Source organism: Lysobacter sp. GCM10012299 (assembly GCF_042649405.1).
Classification (GTDB): domain Bacteria; phylum Pseudomonadota; class Gammaproteobacteria; order Xanthomonadales; family Xanthomonadaceae; genus Lysobacter_J.
Map to the genome: position 1 here is coordinate 654,947 of NZ_JBHRZC010000001.1, position 23,832 is coordinate 678,778.

Here is a 23,832-nt window from a genome sequence, read left to right on the forward strand (position 1 = left end):
ATGCCGACGCCCATGCGCCGCCGACTGCGCATCGCCCGCCGCGGCCTGCTCTATACCACCGCGCTGGTGCTGGTGCTGATCGCACTGGTGCTGGCGATCGCCAGCCAGTTGTTGCCGCTGGCGGAGAGCAACCCCAAGCGCGTCGCGGAATGGCTGTCCGAGCGTGCTGGCCGGCCGGTGTCGTTCGACAAGGTCGAAACCGACTGGACCCGGCGTGGACCGTTGCTGCGACTGGACAACCTGCGCGTCGGCGCGGGCGACCAGGCGTTCACCGTCGGCGACACCGAGATGCTGGTGTCGGTGTATGCCGGCCTGCTTCCCGGCCATGCGTTCTCGGAACTGCGCCTGCGCGACCTCGACCTCACCCTGGAGCGCGGCGACGACGCGCGCTGGAAGGTGCGCGGCCTGCCGGGCCAGGAACAGCCTTCGCGTGATCCGCTGGCGGCGCTGGAAGGTTTGGGCGAACTGCAGGTGATCGGCGGCAAGCTGACGATCATGGCGCCGCAGCTGGGCATCGATGCGCGGATTCCGCGGATCGATTTGCGCCTGCGTGTCGACGGTCCGCGCGTGCGCGCCGGCGTGCGCGCCTGGCCGAGCGTGGGCGTGCCCGGTGCCGCCATGTCGCCGCTGGACGCGGTGTTCGATTTCGACCGCAAGCAGGGCGATGGCCGGGCCTACCTCGGCACGCGCCGCGCCGACCTGGCGGCTTGGGGGCCCTTGCTGCAACTGGCCGGCGTCGGTAGCGAGTCCGGGCAGGGACGCGCCGAAGCGTGGGCGCAGCTGCGTGGCCACCGCATCACCGACGTGATCGTCGACGCTGCGCTCGACCGCGTCGGCCTGCGTGGTGCGGCACTGGCCGACGGTTCGGTGCCGCGGGTGATGTTCCCGCACCTGGAAGCCCGCGCGCGCTGGCGCCTGGTCGATGGCGGCTGGCGCGCGGACGCACCGAAGCTGCGCATCGACAGTGCCGGCCACGCGCAGAAACTCGACGGCCTGGCCGTCGCCGGCGGTGCCCGTTACGCACTGATGGCCGATCGCATCGACGCCGGTCCGCTGCTCGCCGCCGCCGCGCTCAGCGACCGCCTCGACCCCGGTCTTCGCCAGTGGCTGTACAGCACGACGCCGCAGGTGTCGCTGCAACGAATCGAAGTGGCCGGCGTGCGCGGCGGGCCGATGCGCACGCATGCGCGCATCGCCGCGTTTGGATTCGGGGCCGCCGGCAACGCGCCCGGCCTGAGTGGACTGGCCGGTGAGTTCGACGGCGATGCCGACGGTTTCAGCTTCGTGCTCGATCCGAAGTCGCCGATGGTGTTCGACTGGCCGCGCGGATTTGGCGTTGCCCACACCGTTTCCCTGCAGGGCCTGGTCAGCGGCTGGCGCGAGGGAGCCGGCTGGCGCGTCGGCACGCCGGCACTGGCGATCAAGGGCGAAGACTTCGGCCTGAAGGCGCGCGGTGGATTGTGGTGGCAGGGCGATGGTTCGCGCCCGTGGATCGACATTGCCGCCGATATCGACCCGACCCAGGTCCCAGTTGCCAGGGGCTTCTGGATCCACCACAAGATGTCGCCGCGCCTGACCGGATGGCTCGACTCGGCCCTGGTCGGCGGCGTACTCCGCAACGGCCACGCCGTGGTGTCGGGCGACCTGGACGACTGGCCGTTCCGCGACCGCAACGGTCGTTTCGAAGCGGTGGCGCAGATTGAAGAAGGCGTGGTGAAGTTCCAGCCCGCCTGGCCTGCAGTGGAAGGCCTCAGCGCCAACGTCGCCTTCATCGCCGATGGCTTCACGATCGAGGGTCGCGGCAAGCTGGCCGGCGTCGAGATCGACCAGGTGCACGCGGGCATCGACCATTACGGTGGTGGCGCGCTCACGATCAAGGCACAAGGCGGCGCCGATGCCGCGCAGCTGGTGGAACTGCTGCGCAACAGCCCGCTGCAGGCCGATCACGCCGACACGCTCAACAACGTCGTCGCCAGTGGCGCGGCCCGGGTCGGCTTCGACATGAAGATGCCGCTGGCGCCCGGTTCGGTGAACGCCATCAACGGCACGGTCGAACTCAAGGACGCCAAGCTCGCCGACCCGCGCTGGAAGCTGGCCTTCGACCAGGTCAACGGCCGCGCCGAATACGCGAACGGCGGCTTCGGCGCCAAGGACCTGCGCGTGCGCCTGGAGGGCCAGCCAGCACGCTTGACGCTGCTTGCAGGCGACCCGTACGTCAGCGACAAGTCGCATGTGTTCGAGGCCGGGCTCGATGCCGACATGACCATCGCCAGCCTGCTCGACCGGGCACCGGAGATGGCCTGGCTGAAGCCCTATGTCGATGGCCGTTCGCGCTGGACGGTGGGCATCGACATTGCCAAGGCGGCGAAGGGACGCACCGCGCCGACGACGCTGCAGCTGCGGTCCGACCTCGTCGGCACCGCGCTCAACCTGCCGGCACCGCTGCGCAAGCCGGCCAGCGATGCGTTGGCCGCTTCGATCGATGCACCGTTGCCGATGGGCAGCGATGACATCCGCGTCAGCCTCGGCAACCTGCTCGGCGTGCGCGCGCGCAGCCGCGAGGATGCGACCGGCAAGACGCAGACCGGCGTGCGCATCGCTCTTGGTAGCTCGCGCGTCGACGAAGCGCCTCCGGCGCACGGACTGGTGGCAACGGGACGCGCGCCGGTGCTCGATGCCATCGACTGGGTCGCCATGATGTATGGCGGCAGTGGCGGCGGCCTTGCGCTGCAGCGCATCGACGTCACCGCGCAACGGCTCAACCTGATCGGCGGCGCGTTCGCCGATACCCACCTGGTGGTGGTGCCGGCGCCTCAGGGCGCCACCGCGGTGCAGGTGGAAGGCGCGGCGCTGCAGGGTGCCGTGCTGATTCCGGCCGGCGATGGCGCGCCGATCGCCGGACGCTTCGATCGCGTGTACTGGCGTTCGCCCAAGGCGCCTGGCGGAAAGACGCCGACCGGCGCCACGGCTGCATCGGTCGCGACACCAGTGACTCCGGCACCGACGCCACCGCCCGTAGCCGGCAATGACGGTTTCAATCCGGCGAAGATTCCGCCACTGACCATCGACATCGCCGAACTGCGCGTCGCCGATGCGCAGCTCGGCGAAGCCAACCTGCGCACGCGCCCGAGCAGCACAGGCATGCGCTTCGAACAACTGCGCATGCGCGGCCCCGGCCAGAGCCTCGACATCAGCGGCGACTGGAGCGGGCGGGGCACCGCCGCGCGCACGCAGATGGACGTGAAGATCGACAGCAAGGACCTGGGCGCGCTGCTCGGCGGCTTCGGCATGAGCCAGCAGCTCGCCGGTGGTGTCGGCACGATGCATTTCGCCGCCGGCTGGAACGGCAGTCCGGCCGATTTCAACCTGGCCACGCTGGAAGGTTCGCTCGATGCCGACATCCGTGACGGCCGCCTGCTCGAAGTCGAGCCCGGCGCCGGTCGCGTGCTCGGCCTGCTCAGCCTGGCGCAGCTGCCGCGTCGGTTGATGCTGGATTTCCGCGATTTCTTCTCCAAGGGTTTCGCCTTCAACCGCGCCGGCGGCAAGGTGCGCTTCACCGCGGGCACGGCCCACAGCGATGCCATTTCCATCGACGGCCCGGCCGCGCAGATCAGCATCAGCGGCAGCGCCAACCTGCGCGCGCAGAGCTTCGACCAGACCATCGAAGTGCGGCCCAAGGCAGGCAACCTTTTGACCGTGGCCGGCGCGATTGCCGCAGGTCCCGTCGGTGCGGCGATCGGTGCCGCCGCCAACGCGGTGCTGCAGAAACCGCTGGGTCAGATGGCCTCGCGCACCTACCACGTGACCGGGCCGTGGAAAGAGCCCAAGGTCGAAGTGGTCGGCAGCGAACAGGGCAGGGCGCAGACGACGGTCCCGCCCTCGCGTTGAGCCGGTCGGGACTTCGGGGGCCTCGGGCCCCTCCTGCGGGTCTCCCCGTGCTTCCTGCCTTGGAAGACGGACACTTCGCCCGCATCTAGTCCAGCGTATAACCTCAGTTTTTCGACTCACGCCCAGCCCGGAACCCCCGACCCGATGACCCTGCCCATCCAGATCGCCGAAACCCGCCTGCTGCTGCCCGCCGGGCTCGATGCCGGCGGCCTTGAACGCACATTCGGCACGCTGCTCGGACCGGGCGTGGACTTCGGCGACCTGTATTTCCAGCACGCCCGCCGCGAGAGCTGGACGGTCGAGGACGGCATCGTCAAGGACGGTGCGCATTCGATCGAGCAGGGCGTGGGCGTGCGCGCGATCAGCGGTGAGAAGACCGGCTTCGCCTACTCCGACGAGATCAACACGCAGGCGTTGCTGGCCGCATCGAAGTCGGCGCGTGCCATTGCCCGCGATGGCACGACCCAGGCACCGCACTCACTGGTGCGCAACGGCGGTCGTGAACTCTACGTGCCCGAAGATCCGATCGACGGTTACGCCAACGAAGCCAAGGTCGAAGCGCTGCGTCGCATCGACCGCATGCTGCGCGCCGCCGATCCGCGCGTGCAGCAGGTGATGGTGAGCCTGTCCGGTGGCGTCGACACGATCCTGGTCGCGCGCAGCGACGGTGTGATGGCGGCCGACGTGCGTCCGCTGGTGCGCCTCAACGTGCAGGTGATCGTCGAGCACAACGGCCGTCGCGAAAGCGGCTACGCCGGTGGCGGCGGGCGTTACAGCTATGCCGAACTGCTCGATGGCGACAAGCCCGAGAAGCTCGCGCGCGAAGCACTGCGCCAGGCGCTGGTGAACCTGGAAGCGATCGATGCGCCGGCCGGCATCATGCCGGTGGTGCTCGGCAGTGGCTGGCCGGGCGTGCTGCTGCACGAAGCCGTCGGCCACGGCCTGGAAGGCGACTTCAACCGCAAGGGCACCTCGACCTACGCCGGCCGCATGGGCCAGCGCGTCGCCTCGCCGGGCGTCACCATCGTCGACGACGGCACGCTGCCGGGCCGTCGCGGTTCGCTCAACGTCGACGACGAAGGCACGCCGACCCACTGCACCACGCTGATCGAAGACGGCGTGCTCGTCGGCTACATGCAGGACACGCTCAACGCGCGCCTGATGGGCATGGCGCCAACCGGCAACGGCCGTCGCGAATCGTTCGCGCACCTGCCGATGCCGCGCATGACCAACACCTACATGCTGGCCGGCCAGCACGATCCGGAAGAGATGATCCGTTCGGTGAAGAAGGGCCTGTACGCGGTCAACTTCGGCGGCGGCCAGGTCGACATCACCAGCGGCAAGTACGTGTTCTCGGCGACCGAGGCGTACCTGATCGAGGATGGAAAGATCACCGCGCCGGTGAAGGGCGCCACGCTGATCGGCAACGGCCCGGAAACGATGCAGCGGGTGAAGATGATCGGCCACGACCTGGCGCTGGATGAAGGCGTGGGCGTGTGCGGCAAGGACGGCCAGAGCGTGCCGGTCGGCGTCGGCCAGCCGTCGCTGCTGATCGACCAGCTGACGGTGGGTGGCACGCAGGCGTGATGACAGCGCGCTTGCTCAAATCAGCCGTTCGCCCTGAGCGTAGCGCAGCGAAGTCGAAGGGCATCAGCACCGGCCACGCAGCGCTGCCACGGCGACCCTTCGACTTCGCGGCTGCGCCGCTACGCTCAGGGCGAACGGTGAAAGGGAGGCTGCGGTTATTCGAGGTCGTCGGACTCGTCGTCGCCCGCGTCGCCACCACCCGTGCCGTTACCACCCAGGATCAGCCCGCGCAGTTCGCGGTACAGCTCGCGGAACGAATGCGGCGGCTTGTTGCGGTTGCGCTCGTCGATGGTGTTGCGCACCAGTTGGCGCAGGCGCTGGCGGTCGGCCGTCGGGTATTCGTCGAGCAGCTGCGCCAGGGCCGGGTCGCCGTCGGCGATCAGGCGCTCGCGCCAGGCTTCGATGCGGTGCATGGCCGCGACTTCGCGCCGCGCCGCCTCGCCGTCCTCGTCGAGCGCATCGCGCAGCGCGTCCAGGACTTCATCGTCCTCGCGCCGCATCTGCTTGGCCAGGAACGCCAGCTGGCGCTTGTGGGCGATGTTGGCGGTGATGCGCTTGCACTCGCGGATGTGCGGCAGCAGCGACTCGGGCACCGGCAGCTTCGCCAGCTGCGACTCGGTCAGCGCCACCAGCTTCTCGCCCAGGGCCAACACCTCCAGCGCCTCGCGCCGGTTCTGGCTGCGGCTGGGGCTGAGGAACTCGCCGGTTTCTTCGTCTCTACCACGCATGACACTTCTTCCTGAATTTCACTTGCAACAACAGGTTCCGGGGCCAGGCCCCTGGAACGGCAGGCCACAAGGATAAGCCATTGAACGAACTGACTCCCCAATACGCCGCTTCCCTGGGTGACAGCCATGCCCGCCTGGAGTCCCTGGCGGAGCTGTCGCAGCGCCTGCTGGAGCGCTGCCGCGCCAGCGGCGCCACCCAGGCCGAGGTCTCGTGCTCGGAGGAATCCGGGCTCAACGTGAACGTCCGCATGGGCGAGGTCGAGACGGTCGAGTCGACCCGCGACCGCGGCATCGCCGTCACCGTCTATTTCGGCCAGCGCAAGGGCAGTGCCAGCACCGCCGACCTGCGCGAGGACAGCCTGGGCGCCACCGTGGAGCAGGCCTGCGCCATCGCCCGCCACACCGAGGACGATGCCGCCGCCGGCCTGGCCGAAGCCGCGCTGATGGCGCGCGACCTGCGCGAGTTCGACTCCTGGCACCCGTGGGTGATCGACGCCGACCGCGCGATCGACCTGGCGCTGGCTTGCGAGCAGGCCGGGCGCGAGTCCGACGCGCGCATCGAAAACTCCGATGGCGCCTCGGTCGGCACTGGCGAGAGCATCAGCGTGTATGCCAACTCGCACGGTTTCATCGGCCGCGAGCGCAGCACCCAGCACAGCCTCGGCTGCGCCCTGATCGCCGGCCGCGGCGACGCCATGCAGCGCGATGGCTGGTACAGCATCGGCCTGTCCGCCGACGACCTCGAGTCGGCGGCAACCATCGGCCGCAAGGCGGCCCAGCGCGCCGCCTCGCGCCTGCAGCCGCGACAGATCGCCACCGGCGAGTATCCGGTGCTGTTCGCCGCCGAGATGTCGCGTTCGCTGATCGGCCACCTGCTCGGCGCGGTCTCCGGCGGTGCGCTGTACCGTCGCGCCAGCTTCCTGGTCGACTCGGCCGGCACGCAGTTGTTCCCAGACTGGTTCGCCATCGACGAGCTGCCGTTCCTGCAGCGCGGTTTCCGCTCCAGTTCGTTCGACGCCGAAGGCGTGGCCACGCGCGAGGCGCCGCTGGTGAAGGGCGGCGTGCTGCAGCGTTACATCCTGGGCAGTTACTCGGCGCGCAAGCTCGGCCTGCAGACCACCGCCAACGCCGGCGGCGTGCACAACCTCCAGGTCGAGGCCAATGCCGGCGACTTCGAGGCGATGCTGGCCGGGATGGGCCGCGGCCTGCTGGTCACCGAGCTGATGGGGCAGGGCGTCAACACCGTTACCGGCGACTACTCGCGCGGCGCAGCCGGCTTCTGGATCGAGAACGGGCAGATCCAGTACCCGGTCGACGGCATCACGGTCGCCGGCAACCTCAAGTCGATGTTCGCCGCGATCGAGGCGGTCGGCAGCGACGTCGACCCGCGGTCGCACCTGCGCACCGGCTCGATCCTGGTCGGCCGGATGACGGTGGCGGGCGAAACGGTCGAGTGAGGCGGCGGGGGCAGGCTTGACCCGGCCCGGTCGCGGGCGGAAAGTGACCTTCAACAGTCAAGGGAGCAGACCGTCATGAGCGAAAACCCGAACGATCCGAGCCCGTACTCCGCGCCGCCGCCGCCGCCGGAAAGTCATGCCGGCGGCATCCCGGCCGAGCAACGCCAGTGGGCGATGTTCGCGCACCTGTCGGCGATCGCCGGCGCGGTGCTCACCTCCGGCATCGGTGGCTGGGGTACGTTCCTCGGCCCGCTGATCATCTGGCTGCTGAAGAAGGACACCATGCCCTTCGTCGAGGACCAGGCCAAGGAAGCGCTGAACTACAACATCACCGTGGCGATCGTGTTCTTCGCGCTGTGGGTGCTGGTGTTCATCACGCTTGGCATCGGCTTCCTGATCGCGATCCCGGCTTGGGTGGTGATCGGCGTGGCATGGCTGGTGTTCACCATCATCGCCGCTGTGAAGTCGAACGAGGGCGTGGCTTACCGCTATCCGTTTACGTTGCGGCTGGTGAAGTAAGCCGGCGCGTCGGGGCCCCGGGTGCGGCCTTTGGCCTTACCCGGGCTACGCGCACATCCCTCTGACGGTAGCCCGGGTAAGGCCGCAGGCCGCACCCGGGACGCCTCAACGATCGCGCTCGATCGCCAACCGGCCCAACGCGGCCAGCGCATCGGCGCGCGCGCCGAACGGCGCCAGCGCGGCCGTCATCGCCGCGCCCAGTTCCTGCAAGCGGGCACGCGATGCCTCCAGGCCGATCAACGCCGGGAAGGTCGCCTTGTCCTGCGCCACGTCCTTGCCCGCGGTCTTGCCGAGGGTGGCGCTGTTGCCCTCGATGTCCAGGATGTCGTCGCGCACCTGGAACGCCAGGCCGAGTGCATCGGCGTAGCGGTCCAGCGCATCGAGTTCGGTTGAAGACGCACCGCCGCACAGCGCGCCCATGCGCACTGCCGCGCGGATCAGCGCACCGGTCTTCAGTGCGTGCAGTCGTTCGAGATCGGCGACGGATATCGCAGTGCCGTTGCCCGTCGCCGCGAGGTCGAGCGCCTGGCCGCCGCACATGCCGCCGACCCCGGACGCGATGGCCAGCGTGCGCAGCAACGAAACCCGGATGGCATCGGAGACCGGCGCATCCGCCAGTACTTCGAACGCCAGCGATTGCAATGCATCGCCGGCAAGGATCGCGGTGGCTTCGTCGAAGGCCACGTGCACGGTCGGCTGGCCGCGGCGCAGGGCGTCGTCGTCCATCGCCGGCAGGTCGTCATGCACCAGCGAATAGGCGTGGATCAGTTCGACCGCCACCGCCGGCGCATCCAGCGATTCGACGTTGGCGCCCAGCGCGACACCGCTGGCGTACACCAGCAGCGGGCGCATGCGCTTGCCGCCGAGCAGCACGGCGTGGCGCATGGCGGCAGACAGGCGCTGCGGTGGCAGCGAAGGGTCGGGCAGGGCTCGCGCGAGCGCGGCGTCGGCGCGCTCGCGCCAGCCGGTCAGGTCAGACATCGCCGACGTCAGTCATCGCTGAAGTCGGACCGCGTCGGCGCCTGCGGCGACAGTGCGGCGAACGGCTCGGCGGCAGCCGGATTCTGCGGGTCGCTGAGCAGGCGCACGCGAAGCTCGGCCTGCTCGAGGGCACTCTGGCAGCGGCGGTAGAGGCCCACGCCGCGCTCGTACGCGGCCAGGGAGTCTTCCAGGCTCATCTCGCCGTGTTCCATCTTCTCGACCAGCTGTTCGAGCGCATCGAGCGACTGCTCGAAATCGCTGACGGGTGAGGCGGATGCGGCTTCTTGGGTGGTTTTGCGCGACATGGGCGAAGTTTGCGACCGGGCCCGGCGGGGGTCAATTGCCACGGTGGGCCAATGTGCTGCGGGGCGCGTGCCGCGTGGCGCGGTTCGCGGGCGCGGGTGGCGTCAGTGGTCGCCCCAGACCAGCCGTGCCCCGCGCTGGCGCAGCCAGGCGTCGAACGGCGCCGAATACGCCAGGTCGGCAATCGCGAGCAGTTGCCCGGCGGCATCGCTCAGCAGCGGCAGGCGCTCGCGCTGCCACGGAGGCACGCCGAGGTCCTGCAGCACATGCTTGAGCGCGTGCGAATGGCTGCGGCCGGGCTGGACGAAGCGCTCGCCGCCATGGCGGGCATGCACGATCACGTCGCCGTCGAGGGACGTTGCGCCCTCCAGGCTCAGTTGCCCGCCGTGGGGAAGTGGCAACGGCGCGTGTCCGCTCCACGCACTGCGCCAGTCCAGCGGCATGTGCGGGCGGATGGCATCGGCATGCAACAGATCGCGCCAGCTGCGCACGGCAGCGCCCTGCCAGGCGAACAATGCCTGTGCGTCGTCGTCGGCCGTGATCACTTCGGACTCGATGCGGGCAACGCCATTGGCTGGCAGCGCGGGCAGGCCGAGCTCGGCGATCCAGCGCCGCAGCACGCGCGCGCGTCGCGTTGCCGGCATCGCCAGCAGCCGCTGGCGCGACAGGCAATGCGGATCGGCGGTGGCGACACTGGCCAAGGCCTGGGCATCGCCGGCGTCGAGCAGGTCGCGTGCCTGTGCCGACAGGGCCGCCGACTGGGCCAGTGCCGCATCGGCATGCGGCCAGCGCTCGCGCAGCAGCGGCATCACACGCTGGCGCAGGAAATTGCGGTCGAAGCTCGTGTCGCTGTTGCTGGGGTCGTCGATCCAGGCCAGGCCATGCGCCTGCGCGTAGGCGAGCAGGTCGTTGCGGCCATGGTCGAGCAGCGGCCGCCAGAGCCGGCCGACGCCGAACTCTCGCCAGCGCCGCATCGCCGCCAGGCCGTCGCTGCCGGAGCCGCGCAGCGCGCGCAGGAGCAGCGTCTCGGCCTGGTCGTCGCGGTGGTGCGCCAGCACCAGCACTTCGCCGGGCGCCAGCGCTTCGGCAAAGGCGCCATGGCGGGCGGCGCGGGCCGCCGCTTCCGGGCCATCGCCATCACGGACCACGTCGACCCGCACCACCGTCAGCGGCACGCCCAGCGTTGCGCAGGTCCGCGCGCAGTGTTCCGCCCATGCGTCGGCCTGTGGATGCAGGCCGTGGTGCACGTGCAGCGCCCGCAGCGTCGCAGTGCCGGCCGTGGTCGCCAGCAGGTGCAACAGCACGGCTGAATCCAAGCCGCCGCTGTAGCCCACGCACAGCAGCGCGTCGGGCCGGTCATGCAGGGCTGCAGGCAACGAGGAGGGGGGTGAAGGGGGCATGTGCCGATGGTGCCACGGCATTGGAATGCAGCAACCTACCGATGGTGCTGTGTTGCCGAGGCAATGGACGCACCATTTGCCTGCACCCGCATGCACCTTCGCATGCACATTCTGTGGAGAGACGGTCTTGGCCAGGTTATTCGAGCCCTTCCAGCAGCGTTCGCTGACCCTGCGCAACCGCCTGGTGGTGGCACCCATGTGCCAGTACTCGGCGGTCGACGGGGTGCCCAACGATTGGCACCTGGTGCACCTGGGCAGCCGCGCCGTCGGCGGCGCGGGGGCGATCATCGCCGAGGCCACCGCGGTATCGGCCGAGGGCCGCATCTCGCCGGCCGACACCGGCATCTGGAACGACCGCCAGGCCGAAGCCTGGTCGCGCATCGCCCGCTTCATGTCCTGCCAGGGCGCCGTCCCCGGCATCCAGCTCGGCCATGCCGGGCGCAAGGCCAGCGTCGCGCCGCCGTGGCTGGGCGGCATCACGGTGAGCCATGCCGACGGTGGCTGGACCCCGGTGGCGCCCTCGGCGCTGCCCTTCAGCGAGACCTCGCCGATGCCGGCCGCGTTGGACGAAGCGCAATTGAAGACCCTCGTCGACGATTTCGCCGCGGCCGCATGGCGCGCGCATGCCGCCGGCTTCCGCCTGATCGAGCTGCATGCCGCGCACGGCTATCTGTTGCACCAGTTCCTGTCGCCGCTGTCGAACCAGCGCGACGATGCCTACGGCGGCAGCTTCGAAAACCGCACGCGGTTGTTGCTGGAAGTGCTCGACGCCGTGCGCAAGGTGTGGCCGGAGCGACTGCCGCTATGGCTGCGCATCTCCGCCACCGACTGGGCCGACGGCGGCTGGGATGTCGAGCAGAGTGTCGAACTGGCGCGGTTGGTGTCGGCGCGCGGTGTCGACCTGATCGACGTGTCCAGCGGCGGCCTGCTGCATGGGGCGAAGATTCCGCTCGAGCCTGGCTACCAGGTGCCGTTCGCGGCGCGCATCCGTCGCGAAGCCTCCATTGCGACGGGCGCGGTCGGACTGATCACCGAACCCGGACACGCCGAATCGGTGATCGAACGCGGTGATGCCGACGTGGTGCTGCTGGCGCGCGAACTGCTGCGCGACCCGTACTTCCCGCGCCGCGCCGCGCGCGAACTCGACGCCGAGCTGCACGCGCCGGAGCAGTACCTGCGCGCGTGGTGAGCCGTCAGCGCGTCGTGCCTTCGCTGGTCGTGATCTCGATGCCGCCGACGAAGCGCGCGGCAACGTTGTAGATCCACGCGTACAGCGCGCCGGCAATGAAGCCCAGCACGCCGTAGAAGATCGGCAGCACGACTATGGCCAGGGCGCCGAGGCCGGCCACCCATTCCAGGCCGGGATCGGCGTGCGCCGCTTCGGCCATGCCGCCGACCGAGAACGACAGGAACATCAGCACGCCGGCGATCAGGCCGAACACGGCCGAGATGATGGCGAAGATCTTGGCAACCGACATCACGCGGACGCGGGTGATGACCATGGCAACGCTCCCGCCCGGCGGCAGGCCGGGCCCGGGCGCGAGTAATACCGGCCGCCGGGCGGTGCCGGCGTGAAGACGTCGTCCCGATGAAGGGACGACGACAGACCTCAGGCGGCTTCGTATGCGCCGTAGCTGCGCAGGCGACGGTAGCGACGGTCGAGCAGGTCCTCGACCGGCAGCGCCTCGAGCATGTCGAGCTCGTTGAGCAGCACGGCCTTCAGGCGCGTGGCCATCTGGCGCGGATTGCGGTGGGCGCCGCCGATCGGCTCGCGCACCAGCTTGTCGACCAGGCCCAGGTCGAGCAGGCGCTTGGCGGTCAGGCCGAGCTGTTCGGCGGCGTCCTTGGCCTTGTCGGCCGACTTCCACAGGATCGAGGCGCAGCCCTCCGGCGAGATCACCGAGTAGGTGCTGTACTCGAGCATCAGCGTGCGGTCGCCCACACCAATCGCCAGCGCGCCGCCGGAGCCGCCTTCGCCGATCACGGTGCAGATCACCGGCACCTTCAGCTCGCTCATCTCCAGCAGGTTGCGGGCGATGGCCTCGGACTGGCCGCGCTCTTCGGCGCCGACGCCGGGGTAGGCGCCCGGAGTATCGATGAAGGTCAGGATCGGCAGGCGGAAGCGTTCGGCCAGCTTCATCAGGCGCAGCGCCTTGCGGTAGCCCTCCGGACGCGGCATGCCGAAGTTGCGCTTGATCTTGCTCTTGGTGTCGCGGCCCTTCTGGTGGCCGATGATGACCACGCTGCGGCCATTGATGCGGCCCAGGCCACCAACAATGGCGGCGTCGTCGGCGTAGGCGCGGTCACCGGCCAGTTCCTGGAACTCGTCGCAGATGATGCGGATGTAATCGTTGGTGTACGGGCGCGCCGGATGGCGGGCCAGCTGCGAGACCTGCCACGGGGTCAGGTCGCGGAAGATCTGGGCGGTGCGCACGCGCAGCTTGTCCTGCAGCGCATGTACTTCGGCATCCACGTCCACGGCCGGGGCGTTGCTGGCGTGGCGCAGTTCCTGGATCTTGGCTTCCAGGTCGGCGATGGGCTGCTCGAAATCGAGGTAGTTCGGGTTCATGCGTGGGCCGTTGGCCGGAAAGCCGACAGTCTAGCCGAGGCAGGGCGACCGTACCGAGACGTGTGGCCGGCGCCGATCGGCCCCCGAATGCCGCCCAATCCCTTCGATCGGCGGCCAACGGCAATGAAGTCGTATTCATCGCCTGCAGCCGCCGGGCCGGCGCGGGCGCGTGTTTGAATCGCCGTAGCCGCGCTGTAGCGGGAGGGGCGAGTCTTGGGAGCCGTGATGAAGGGACGTGGATGGGCCGCGGTGGCGGCGATGGCATGCGCACTTGCCGGCATCGCGCCGGTGGCCGCACAGGGCTGGCGGCATGTCGGCGCGGTCGACGGGGTGGAAGTCCAGCCCAACGGCGCGGTGGTCGCATCGGGACCGGCACGGCTGCGGGTGACGGCGGTCGGCGAGGGCGTATACCGCGTCACGCTGGCACCGGACGGCCGCTTCGACGAGACGCCGTCATGGGCGATGGCGCCGGGCATACCGCAGGCGAAGGTCGGCGTCGCCGATTCGGCCGATGCAGTCAGGGTGGCCTCCGGTGACGTGGTCGCAGTGATCCGCAAGCAACCGCTGCGGGTGGAATTTGCCGATCGCAGTGGCCAGGTTTTGCTGGCCGACTCCGAACAGATGCCGATGGCCTGGGCCGACAGCCCGCACGGTCCGCGCGTGCGCAGCTGGAAGGCGCTTCCGGCCGATGCGCACTTCTACGGCCTGGGCGACAAGGCCGGCCCGCTCGACCGTCGCGGCCGTGCCTTCACGATGTGGAACTCCGACGCCTACGGATGGCAGGGCACCAGCGACCCGCTGTACAAGTCGATCCCGTTCTTCATCGGCCTGCGCGCCGGCACCGCGTACGGACTGTTCTTCGACAACACCTCGCGCAGCAGTTTCGACTTCGGCAAGGAGTCGGAGGAATACTTCTCCTTCGGCGCCGAAGGCGGCGCACTGGACTACTACTTCATCGCCGGCCCGGAGCCGGCGCGCGTGCTGGAGCGCTACACCGCACTGACCGGGCGCACGCCTTTGCCGCCGATGTGGGCGCTCGGTTTCCAGCAGTCGCGCTACAGCTACAACCCCGAGGGCAAGGTCCGCGAGATCGCCGCGCAGCTGCGCGAGCACCGCATTCCCAGTGACGCGATCTACCTCGACATCGACTACCAGCAGGGCTACGCGCCGTTCACCGTCGACCGCAAGCAGTTCCCGCACTTCGAGCAGATGATCGCCGACCTGCGCGCGCAGGGCCTGCGCACGGTGCTGATCACCGACCTGCACATCAAGCACGCGCCGGGCACCGGCTACGCACCGTTCGATTCGGGCATGGCGGCCGATGCGTTCATTCGAAACCCTGACGGTTCGCTCTACATCGGTCCGGTGTGGCCGGGCGACGCGGTGTTCCCGGACTTCTCCCTGGCGCGCGTGCGCGACTGGTGGGGCGGCCTGTACCGCGAGTTCAGCGCGATGGGCGCAGCCGGTTACTGGAACGACATGAACGAGCCGTCGGTGTTCAACGTCCCCGGCAACACCATGTCGCCCGACGCCGTGCATCGCATGGACGACGGCAGCCAGCGTGACCATCGCGCGATCCACAACGTCTACGGCATGCTCAATGCGCGCGCGACCTACGAGGGCCTGCTGAAGCTGCAACCGCAGCAGCGGCCGTTCGTGCTGACGCGTGCCGCTTACGCAGGCACCCAGCGTTACGCCGCCACGTGGACGGGCGACAACAGCGCCACCTGGCATCACCTCGCGCAGAGCACACCGAACCTGCTAAGCCTCGGACTATCGGGCATGGCGCTCGCCGGCGACGACGTTGGCGGTTTCATCGGCTCGCCGCCGCCGGACCTGCTGACGCGCTGGTTCCAGCTGGGCGCGTTCAATCCGGTATTCCGCAACCATGCCGCCACCGATACGCGACCGCACGAGGCCTGGGTCGACGGCCCGCAGCAGGAGGCGCTGCGTCGGGAAGCCATCGAGTTGCGCTACCGCCTGATGCCGTACCTCTACACCGTGGCCGAGGAGAACACGCGAAATGGCCTGCCGATCATGCGGCCGGTGTTCCTGCAGTACCCGCAGGCGCAGGCGTTCTATGGCAACGATCGCGATTTCCTGTTCGGCCCGGACTTGTTCGTGGCGCCGGTGAGCGATGAGCGGCTGGATGCGCACCAGATCGTGCTGCCGCCGGGCGAGTGGTATGTGTTTGGCACCTCGCAGCGCCAGGCTGCGCAGAAGGATCCGATCAAGCTCGATCCGCGACCGACGGCGGTGCCGTTGTACGCGCGCGCCGGTGCGATCGTGCCGATGCAGGCGGTGGTGCAGCACACGGGCGAGAAGCCGGCCGGGCCGCTGCAGTTGCAGGTGTATTTGCCCAAGGCCGGCGGCGAGTGCGGTGGGTCGCTGTACCAGGACGATGGCGAGAGCCAGGCGTACAAGGGCGGGTCGCTGCTGCGCGTGGCGTATGCGTGCGAGGTGGGCAGGCGAGGGGCGATGGTGACGTCGCATGTCGTGCACGACGGGTTTGCGCCGTGGTGGGGCGATGTCGAGGTGACGGTGTATGGAGTGGGGCGGAAGCCGTCTTCGCTGCGGGTTGACGGGAAGGCGGTCGGCGACTGGAGCTACGAAGCGGAGCAGCAAACGGTCGTCATCCGCGTACCGCAGGCCCGCCGTGACTGGAAGGTCGAGCTGAAGTACTAAGACAGATCACCGTTCGTCCTGAGCGTAGGCCCGCAGGGCCGAAGTCGAAGGATGAAGCGGGCGGTCGCGCCTAGGGGGCAGGTCCTTCGACTTCGCGCCTGCGGCGCTACGCTCAGGACGAACGGTGGTTTGTCAGTTGCCCCAAGGCTTCGCCAGCGTCACCTTCACCGCCCTTACGCCCGGCGTCGCCCGCAGCTTCGACGCCAGCTCCGCATCGATGCGCACCGACTGCGCGCCGTTGAGGTCGAGCATGCCCGCACTGCCCTTGCGCACCAGCAGGTCCAGGCGAATGGGCGTCGAGCCCGGGCGGTTGCCCGCCAGCACCGTGTCGACGCGTTGCCACGTGCCCGGTTCGCGCAGGTCCAGCCGCAGCGATAGCCGCTGCGCATTGCGCGTGCACACCTGCTCGTAATCCCAGCAGCGCACTGCACGCAATGCGAAGCCGCCGCTGAAGGTGTCCTCGCGCAAGTTGCCCTGGATCACCAGCAAACGGTCGCGCACCAGCAACTGCGCGAACTCGCTGTAGGTCTCGTTGAAGAAGGCGCATTCGATGCGGCCGCGGCCGTCCTCGATCTGCACGAACATCTGGCTGTCGCCCTTCTTGCGCAGGCCGACGACCTGGCCGGCGACGACCGTCTCCACTTCCTGGCGCCAGCTGCCGCGCGCAGGTTCGGGGCGGTTCTCCCAGATTTTCTCGAGCCCGGCGAGGTCGTTGCCGATCAACGCGCGGACTTCATCGCGGTACGGATCGAACGGATGGCCGCTGAGGTAATGGCCGAGCGTGTCGCGTTCGCCGTTGAGGATCTGCGTGAGCGGCCACTCGTCGGTTTCGGGCAGGTCGATGTGCAACGCAGGCGCCGCCGCATCGAAGCCGCCGAACAGCGACACCTGTCCGGCCTCGCGCTCGCGCGCCAGCTGGTCGGTGGCCTTGAGCACTTCCGGCAGCTGCAGCATCAGGCTCGCGCGGTTCTTGCCGAGCTTGTCGAGCGCGCCGGCCTGGGTCAGCGCTTCCAGTGCGCGGCGGTTGAGCTTGCCGCTGTCGACGCGCTTGGCGAAGTCGAGCAGGTCGGCGAACGGGCCGGCGCGGCGCGCTTCCACGATCGCCTCGCAGGCGCCGCGGCCAACGCCCTTCACCGCGCCGATGCCGTAGCGGATCGTGGTCGCGTCCTTGGCCTCGAACATGTACGCCGACTCGTCGACGTCCGGACGCAGCACCGTCAGCCCCATCACCCGGCATTCGTCGAGGAAGGAGGTGACCTTGTCGGTATTGTCCATGTCCGACGACAGCACTGCGGCCATGAACTCCGACGGGTAGTGCACCTTCAGCCAGGCGGTCTGGTAGGCGACCAGCGCGTAGGCGGCCGAGTGCGACTTGTTGAAGCCGTACTCGGCGAACTTCTCCATCAGGTCGAAGATCGGGCTGGCCTGGCGCGCGGCGATGCCACGCTCGGCGCAGCCGGCCTCGAACTTGGCCCGCTCCTTGGCCATCTCCTCGGGCTTCTTCTTGCCCATCGCGCGACGCAGCATGTCGGCGCCGCCGAGCGTGTAGCCCGCCAGCACCTGGGCGATCTGCATCACCTGTTCCTGGTACACGATGACGCCGTAGGTCGGCGACAGCACCGGTTCCAGCGATTCGTGCGGGTAGGAGACTTCGGTGTTGCCGTGCTTGCGGTCGACCCATTCGCGGTCCATTCCCGAGCCCAGCGGGCCGGGACGGAACAACGCGGCCAGCGCGATGATGTCCTCGAAGGTGTCGGGACGCGCGCGCTTGAGCAGCTCGCGCATGCCGCGTGATTCGAACTGGAACACCGCGACCGTGTCGCCGCGCGCGAACAGCTCGTAACTGGCCTGGTCGTCCAGCGGCAGCGTGGCGATGTCGAGCGCAGGCTCGCCGGCGGCGGCGCGGCGCTTGTTGATCGCCTTCACCGCCCAGTCGATGATCGTCAGCGTGCGCAGGCCGAGGAAGTCGAACTTGACCAGGCCGACCGCTTCGACGTCGTCCTTGTCGAACTGCGTGACCGGGCTCTTGCCGCGGCCCTCGCCGTCGTGTTCGGCGAACAGCGGGCAGAAGTCGCTCAGCGGACTCGGCGCGATCACCACGCCGCCGGCGTGCTTGCCGGCGTTGCGGGTGAGGTCCTCCAGGCTGCGCGCCAGGTCGAGCAGGTCGCGCACGTCCTCTTCGGCGTGGTAGCGCTGGATCAGCTCGGGCGAGGCGAGGTTGCTGTCGGACTTGGCCGCTTCCGATTCGCCCAGTGCATCGTCGAGCGAGATGCCGAGCGTGTTCGGGATGAGTTTGGCGATGCCGTCGACGAAGCCGTACGGATGGCCGAGCACGCGGCCGCTGTCGCGCACCACGGCCTTGGCCGCCATGGTGCCGTAGGTGATGATCTGGCTGACGCGGTCGCGGCCGTACTTGCGCGCGACGTAGTCGATGACCTCGTCGCGACGGTCCATGCAAAAGTCGATGTCGAAGTCGGGCATCGACACGCGTTCGGGATTGAGGAACCGCTCGAACAGCAGGTCGTACGGCAGGGGATCAAGATCGGTGATGCCCAGCGCCCACGCCACCAGCGAGCCGGCACCGGAACCGCGGCCGGGGCCGACCGGGATGTCGTGGTCCTTGGCCCAGTTGATGAAGTCGGCCACGATGAGGAAGTAGCCCGGGAACCCCATCTTGATGATGACGTCGAGCTCGATCTCCAGGCGCGCGTCGTACTCCTCGCGCGTCTTGCCGGGCGCCAGCGGCGCCTTCTCCAGGCGCTTGTCCAGGCCCTCGCGCGCGCTGTTGCGCAGCCACGATTCGATGGTGTGCTCACTCGGCACCGGGAACGCCGGCAGCGCGTATTCGCCGAGCTTCATCTCGACGTTGCAGCGCGTGGCCAGCGAGACGGCGTTGTCGATCGCGTCGGGAATGTCGGCGAACAGCGCCGCCATTTCCTGCGACGACTTGAGGTACTGCTCTTCGGTGTAGTCCTTGGGCCGCTTGGGGTCGTCGAGGACGCGGCCGGAGGCGATGCACACGCGTGCTTCATGCGCCTCGAAACCGTCGCGGTCGAGGAAGCGCACATCGTTGCTGGCAATGACCGGGATGCCGCGCGTGGAGGCGGCGTGCAGGGCGAACGAATTGAACGCGTCCTCGCCGTCGCGGCCGGTGCGGGTGAGTTCCAGGTGCAGGCGTTCGCCGAACGAACCGCGCCAGTCGGCCAGCCAGGCTTCGGCCAGTTCGTGGCGGCCGCCCACGGCCATGCGACCGGCCAGGCTGTGGCGGCCGACGAGGGCGAACAGGCCGGCGTTGTCCTCGCGCAACCATTCCGGGCGCAGGGCGACGCCCTCGGTGCGGTGGCCTTCCATCCAGGCGCGGCTGAGCAGGCGCGACAGGGTCAGGTAGCCGTTGCGGTCCCGGCACAGCAGGGTCATGTGCGAGGCGGTTTCGTTGCCGTCGGCCAGGCCGACGTCGGCGCCGATGATCGGCTTGATGCCGGCGCCTTCGGCCGCCTTGTAGAACTTGACCGTGGCAAACAGGTTGTCGAGGTCGGTCAGCGCGACGGCCGGCTGCGACAGCGCCACGCAGCGTTTGACCATCTCGCCGATGCGGATCGTCGAGTCGGCGAGGGAGTACTCGCTGTGCAGGTGGAGATGAACGAAACGGGGTGCTGTCATGCTGTCCTGGACGTCGGGCGACTCGGTCGAACCACGACCGGCGCGGCACAGGCCAGCCTATCAGTCCGGCCGGCGCGTACAAGCCTTGACAGCCACGTAGCCCGGGTAAGCGCAGCGCACCCGGGGCAAGTGCGCACGGGTCCCGGGTGCGCTGCGCTTACCCGGGCTACGCTCAGCTGACGCGGAACAGCTGGGCCGGCAGGTTCCATGGCGCGTAGTGCTGCTCGCGCACCCACAGCATGTGCTGCCACAGCGCCAGTTCGTCGAGTCGGTCGCGCACCCAGGCCGCCCGCCGGGCCGGCGGCGGTCCGTCCGGGTGTTCGATGCGGCGGTAATCGCAGTAGTCGCGGTAGTCCTCGACGTCGTCGGCGAAGGCCGGCCAGGCCAGTTCGACCATCAGCACGTCATCGAGCTGGCCGAGCACCGGCGTGTGGTCCTCGATCAGGTCGTCCTCGCGATCGATGTAGGCCAGCAGCTGCCCGATGCGCGCGCGCGTCGCCTCGTCGCAGTCCCAGTCCTCGTCGGCGAGCATCAGGCGCAGTTCGTGTACGCGTTGCAGGCGCGAATCGATGACGTCGTGGGCGTGGCCGGCAGGCAGCTTCAGCAGCCAGGACGCCAGCTGCTGCAGGCGGTCGGCATTCACGCGCGGCGCGTCGGCATGGATCTCGTGCAACAGCTGGTCGAAACGTGCGACCGCGCTTTCGGCCAGCGGGATCTCGTCGGCGTAATGGCGCGCCTGCATGCCGCTGTACATGTGGTCGAACGGCAAGGGTTCGGGGGTGGGTGTCGGATGGTGCTGGCGCATGACACACCTCGCTTCCGGCCGGGTGGTCAGGGCTCGCATTGGCCGGCGGGCGTGCGAGCCGGGAGTCCGATGATGCGCCCGTGCGTGTTAACACAGAGGCCGCCTTTCGGCGGCCTCCCGTGTGGTCAATGCACCCGGAACATCGACACTGAACCGGGCAGGTAGCTGCTTTCGCGGATCTGGCGCTCGTGCTCGGCATACACCGCTTCCTCGTAACGCATCTGCTCCCAGTCCTTGCGGCTGAACTCGAATGCGGACACGGCGCAACCGCGGCGCTGCGCTTCCATGCTGCGCAGGCGGGCGTAATCGAGGTAATCCTCGACCTCGGCGACCAGGCGCGGCCACGCGGTGTCGACCACGATGGCGTCGTCGAGACGGCCGACCTTGGGCAGCCAGTCCGGGATCAGGTCGTCACGGCTGCGGGCGTAGTCGACGATCAGCTGGGCGGTGTCGACGGCGTCATTGGCCGGTTCCCACTGGGCATCGCCGACCATCTGTTCGACGGCGGCGATCCGGCGCAGGCGCTGGCGGATGCTCGGCGGCGAGAAGTCGTGGATGCTGCGATCGCACAATTCGCGGGCGGCGCTGGCCAGCTGGTCGGTGTCCAGCGGGGTCTGGGTCCGGCCAAGCCGGGCGAGCAGGCCGTTGAAACGGTCGACATCGGCGCTGCGCAGGTCGAAGCCGTTGATGTTGTGGCGACGGCCCGACCCTTCGAAAGGCACGTCCAGGATCGACGGGAGGGAGGCGGACAGCTGGGTCGGGTTGGAAATGATGGCGTTCATGACGGTCTCCGTGGGGGGCGATGGCACCGTTCTTGCGGCGCCGGATCAGGTTCCTCCACCGGCAGACATGAGTCATGATGGCCGTGCGTGCCTTTCCTCATCGTCCGCTCTGGTTGATGAGGGCGCCATGAGGTTTTGCCGATGAATCCGAACGGGATGGCAGGCCAGGGCGGGCTAACCACCGAAAGTTACCGATTCGACGACATCGTGGTCGACGCGACCGCGCATACCTTGTCGCGTGCGGGAACCCCCCAGACGGTCGAGCCGAAGGCCTTCGCGGTGCTGCTGATGCTGCTGCGCCGGGCCGGTGAACTGGTCGGTCGCGACGAACTTCTGGACCAGGTCTGGGGTCATCGCCATGTCACCCCCGGCGTGCTGACCCGGGTGATCGCCCAGCTCCGCCATGCCCTCGGCGACGACTCGCAGCGACCCCGGTTCATCCAGACCCAGCACGCCCTGGGCTACCGGTTCATCGGCCAGCTCAAGGTCGCCAGCGAACCGGAAGCCCCGTCGACCACCGAGCCGGTCGCGCGCGCCGAGCCCGCGGCGGATCCCCTCGAAGGCGTTGCCGCAGTCAGGCAATCGGTGCCGCCGTCGATGAACGTGGCGGCCAACGAGGCCGTGGCACCTGCAGCGTTCGACGAGGACGACGACCACCGTGCTACCCGAACTGCGGCCGAGGCCGACGAGGCAGGCTCCACACGGGCACCTGCGAACGAAGGTGCGCCGGTGTCCCCACCCGCAGTCGTGCCCGCGTTCCGCACCCGGCGCCGCGCGCTGGTGCGGCGCAGGTGGTGGCTGGCGGCGGCCGCGTTGCTGGTCATCGCCGCCGGCGGTTACTGGTTCGGCCAGCACGAGCGCACCGCGGCGCCGGTGGCGGAGGCCTCGATCGCGGTGCTGCCGTTCGTCAGCCTGAGCGCCGACAGCCGCGACGGCTACTTCGCCGAAGGCCTGGGCGTGGAGATGCACGACGCGCTGGCCGGCGTGCCGGGCCTGCGCGTGGTCGCCGCGCCCGGACGCGGCAAGGAACAGGTCGACATCAAGGCCCTGGGGGCCCAGCTCGGCGTGGCGACACTGCTCGATGCCAGCGTCCGCCGCGAGGGGCCGCGGGTGCGGATCAGCGCACGGTTGTCCGATACGCGCACGGGTTTCACGTTGTGGGCCCATAGCTACGATCGCGAGACCGGTGACGTGTTCGCCCTGCAAAGCGACATTGCCAACGAAGTGGTGCAGGCGCTGGTGGGCGTCCTGCCGGGCAGCGGGCTGGATTCGGCGCGGCAGGCGTTGGCACGGCGTTTGACGCCGACACGCAACGTCGCCGCCTACGACGCCTACCTCAAGGGTCAGCAGGAGATCCGCGTCCGCGGCGACAAGGCCAACCCCGACAGCGCGATCAATTACTTCCGCGGCGCACTGGCGATCGATCCGACGTTCGCCCGCGCCCAGGCCGGCATCTGCCGCGCCGAGATCGAACGCTTCGAGTTCGCGCGCGACACGGCCGCATTCGAGCGCGCGCAGTCGGCCTGCAAGCGCGCATCGGACATGGACCCCTCGCTGCGCGAAGTGAGCCTGGCGATGGGCGACCTGCATCGCGCCCGTGGCGAATCCGAGGCCGCCATCGAGCAGTACACGCATGCGCTGGTCGATCCGGCGCTGCGCGCGGAGGCCTACCTGGGCCTGGCCGGCGTCGCCAGCGCGCAGGGACGCGGCGATCTCGCCCTCAACTATTTCGAACGCGCGCGCAAGTTGCGTCCGCGCGATGCGGGTGTGTTCCAGGAGCGCGGCTATCACCAGTACACCAGTGGCGACGTGCCCGCGGCGATCGAGTCGTATCGCACCGCGGTGTCGTTGAAGCCAGACGACGCGGACCTGTGGAGCAGCCTGGGCGGTCTGTACCAGGCCAACGGCAACGCGAAGCAGGCCACCGCCGCGTACGAGCGCTCGCTGGAGATCAAGCCGAACTACGCGGCACTGAGCAACCTGGGCTCGGTGAAGTACGACAGCGGTGCCTTCGAGGAAGCCGCCGCGCTGTACCGTCATGCCGCCGAGCTGGATGGCAGCGACTTCCGCTTGTGGGGCAACCTCGGCGATGCCTTGTCGGCGTCGGCGGCCACCGCGGCGCAGGCGCGCGAGCCTTACCAGCGCGCGGCGCAGATGGCCGATCGCTACCTGAAGCTGAAGTCCGACGATGCGCAGGGTTTCGCGCAGGCGTCCTGGTACCTCGCCAACCTCGGCGAAGGCGCCAAGGCGCGCGCGATGCTGGCCAAGGCCGAGGCGATCGCGACCGAGCGCGGGGAAGTCGCCTTCTGGGGCGCACAGGCCATGGCCGTGCTCGACGACGCGGCGGCGGCGCAGAAGCAATTGGCGGCGGCGCGAAAGGAAGGCATTCCCGAAGTGCGCATCGCGGCCACGCCGGTATTGCGGCGACTGGCGGCGCAGGACATGACGGCATCGCGCGCCCCCTGAGC

At 69.2% G+C, this 23,832-nt stretch carries 16 protein-coding genes; 7 read left to right on the top strand and 9 right to left on the bottom strand.

Features of this window, described 5'->3' with window-relative positions:
• Both ACFOPO_RS03260 and tldD read left to right on the top strand, forming a co-directional pair.
• Window positions 1–3,888, top strand: coding sequence for a YhdP family protein (locus ACFOPO_RS03260; protein ID WP_386700799.1), 3,888 nt, complete (start codon window positions 1–3; stop codon window positions 3,886–3,888).
• Window positions 3,889–4,032: 144 nt separating this feature from the next.
• Window positions 4,033–5,475 carry a metalloprotease TldD gene (gene tldD / locus ACFOPO_RS03265; RefSeq protein ID WP_386700801.1) on the top strand — a complete coding sequence of 481 codons (1,443 nt, stop codon included), beginning with the start codon at window positions 4,033–4,035 and terminating at the stop codon, window positions 5,473–5,475.
• Between the two features lie 155 nt (window positions 5,476–5,630).
• On the opposite strand, the gene yjgA is transcribed toward tldD, so the two are convergent.
• Window positions 5,631–6,203 carry a ribosome biogenesis factor YjgA gene (yjgA, locus tag ACFOPO_RS03270; protein ID WP_386700803.1) on the bottom strand — a complete coding sequence of 191 codons (573 nt, stop codon included), beginning with the start codon at window positions 6,201–6,203 and terminating at the stop codon, window positions 5,631–5,633.
• Window positions 6,204–6,283: 80 nt separating this feature from the next.
• Between yjgA and pmbA the strand changes: the two genes are divergently transcribed.
• Together pmbA and ACFOPO_RS03280 are read left to right on the top strand one after the other, a co-directional pair.
• The gene (pmbA, locus tag ACFOPO_RS03275; protein WP_386700805.1) at window positions 6,284–7,660 is read left to right on the top strand and encodes a metalloprotease PmbA; all 1,377 of its coding nucleotides are present in this window, start codon (window positions 6,284–6,286) and stop codon (window positions 7,658–7,660) included.
• A 75-nt stretch (window positions 7,661–7,735) separates the two neighbouring features.
• A complete protein-coding gene (locus tag ACFOPO_RS03280) occupies window positions 7,736–8,179 on the top strand; it encodes a DUF4870 domain-containing protein (RefSeq protein ID WP_386700807.1) in 444 nt (147 codons plus the stop codon).
• A gap of 105 nt (window positions 8,180–8,284) precedes the next feature.
• Here ACFOPO_RS03280 and ispA read toward each other — a convergent pair whose 3' ends face one another.
• The 3 genes from ispA to tilS all read right to left on the bottom strand — a co-directional run bounded on the left by ispA (window position 8,285) and on the right by tilS (window position 10,863).
• Window positions 8,285–9,172: a (2E,6E)-farnesyl diphosphate synthase gene (gene ispA / locus ACFOPO_RS03285; RefSeq protein WP_386701265.1), complete on the bottom strand. Its 888-nt coding sequence runs from the start codon at window positions 9,170–9,172 to the stop codon at window positions 8,285–8,287.
• A complete protein-coding gene (locus tag ACFOPO_RS03290) occupies window positions 9,169–9,465 on the bottom strand; it encodes an exodeoxyribonuclease VII small subunit (RefSeq protein ID WP_386700809.1) in 297 nt (98 codons plus the stop codon). Before ACFOPO_RS03290 ends, ispA begins: the two co-directional genes overlap by 4 nt.
• 102 nt (window positions 9,466–9,567) lie before the next feature.
• Window positions 9,568–10,863 (bottom strand): tRNA lysidine(34) synthetase TilS, encoded by a 1,296-nt coding sequence (gene tilS / locus ACFOPO_RS03295; protein WP_386700811.1) that lies wholly within the window; start codon window positions 10,861–10,863, stop codon window positions 9,568–9,570.
• Between the two features lie 127 nt (window positions 10,864–10,990).
• Between tilS and ACFOPO_RS03300 the strand changes: the two genes are divergently transcribed.
• Entirely contained in the window at window positions 10,991–12,052 is a 1,062-nt protein-coding gene (locus tag ACFOPO_RS03300) for an NADH:flavin oxidoreductase/NADH oxidase (RefSeq protein WP_386700813.1), read from the top strand.
• Window positions 12,053–12,056: 4 nt separating this feature from the next.
• Here the strand turns inward: ACFOPO_RS03300 and ACFOPO_RS03305 are convergent, their stop codons facing one another.
• Both ACFOPO_RS03305 and ACFOPO_RS03310 read right to left on the bottom strand, forming a co-directional pair.
• A complete protein-coding gene (locus tag ACFOPO_RS03305; RefSeq protein WP_386700815.1) occupies window positions 12,057–12,365 on the bottom strand; it encodes a hypothetical protein in 309 nt (102 codons plus the stop codon).
• Window positions 12,366–12,472: 107 nt separating this feature from the next.
• Window positions 12,473–13,432, bottom strand: a complete 960-nt coding sequence (locus tag ACFOPO_RS03310) for an acetyl-CoA carboxylase carboxyltransferase subunit alpha (protein ID WP_386700817.1) — start codon at window positions 13,430–13,432, stop codon at window positions 12,473–12,475.
• Between the two features lie 225 nt (window positions 13,433–13,657).
• Between ACFOPO_RS03310 and ACFOPO_RS03315 the strand changes: the two genes are divergently transcribed.
• Window positions 13,658–16,117: a TIM-barrel domain-containing protein gene (locus ACFOPO_RS03315; protein ID WP_386700819.1), complete on the top strand. Its 2,460-nt coding sequence runs from the start codon at window positions 13,658–13,660 to the stop codon at window positions 16,115–16,117.
• 132 nt (window positions 16,118–16,249) lie between these two features.
• Here ACFOPO_RS03315 and dnaE read toward each other — a convergent pair whose 3' ends face one another.
• From dnaE to ACFOPO_RS03330, 3 genes are all read right to left on the bottom strand, one after another.
• Window positions 16,250–19,777 (bottom strand): DNA polymerase III subunit alpha, encoded by a 3,528-nt coding sequence (dnaE, locus tag ACFOPO_RS03320; RefSeq protein WP_386700821.1) that lies wholly within the window; start codon window positions 19,775–19,777, stop codon window positions 16,250–16,252.
• 172 nt (window positions 19,778–19,949) lie between these two features.
• On the bottom strand, window positions 19,950–20,582 hold the full coding sequence (locus ACFOPO_RS03325; RefSeq protein WP_386700823.1) for a hypothetical protein: 633 nt from the start codon (window positions 20,580–20,582) through the stop codon (window positions 19,950–19,952).
• Window positions 20,583–20,707: 125 nt separating this feature from the next.
• Window positions 20,708–21,364, bottom strand: a complete 657-nt coding sequence (locus ACFOPO_RS03330; protein WP_386700825.1) for a hypothetical protein — start codon at window positions 21,362–21,364, stop codon at window positions 20,708–20,710.
• Between the two features lie 141 nt (window positions 21,365–21,505).
• Here ACFOPO_RS03330 and ACFOPO_RS03335 point away from each other — a divergent pair, with 141 nt between their 5' ends.
• On the top strand, window positions 21,506–23,830 hold the full coding sequence (locus ACFOPO_RS03335; RefSeq protein WP_386700827.1) for a tetratricopeptide repeat protein: 2,325 nt from the start codon (window positions 21,506–21,508) through the stop codon (window positions 23,828–23,830).
• The last annotated feature ends 2 nt before the right edge of the window (window positions 23,831–23,832 follow it).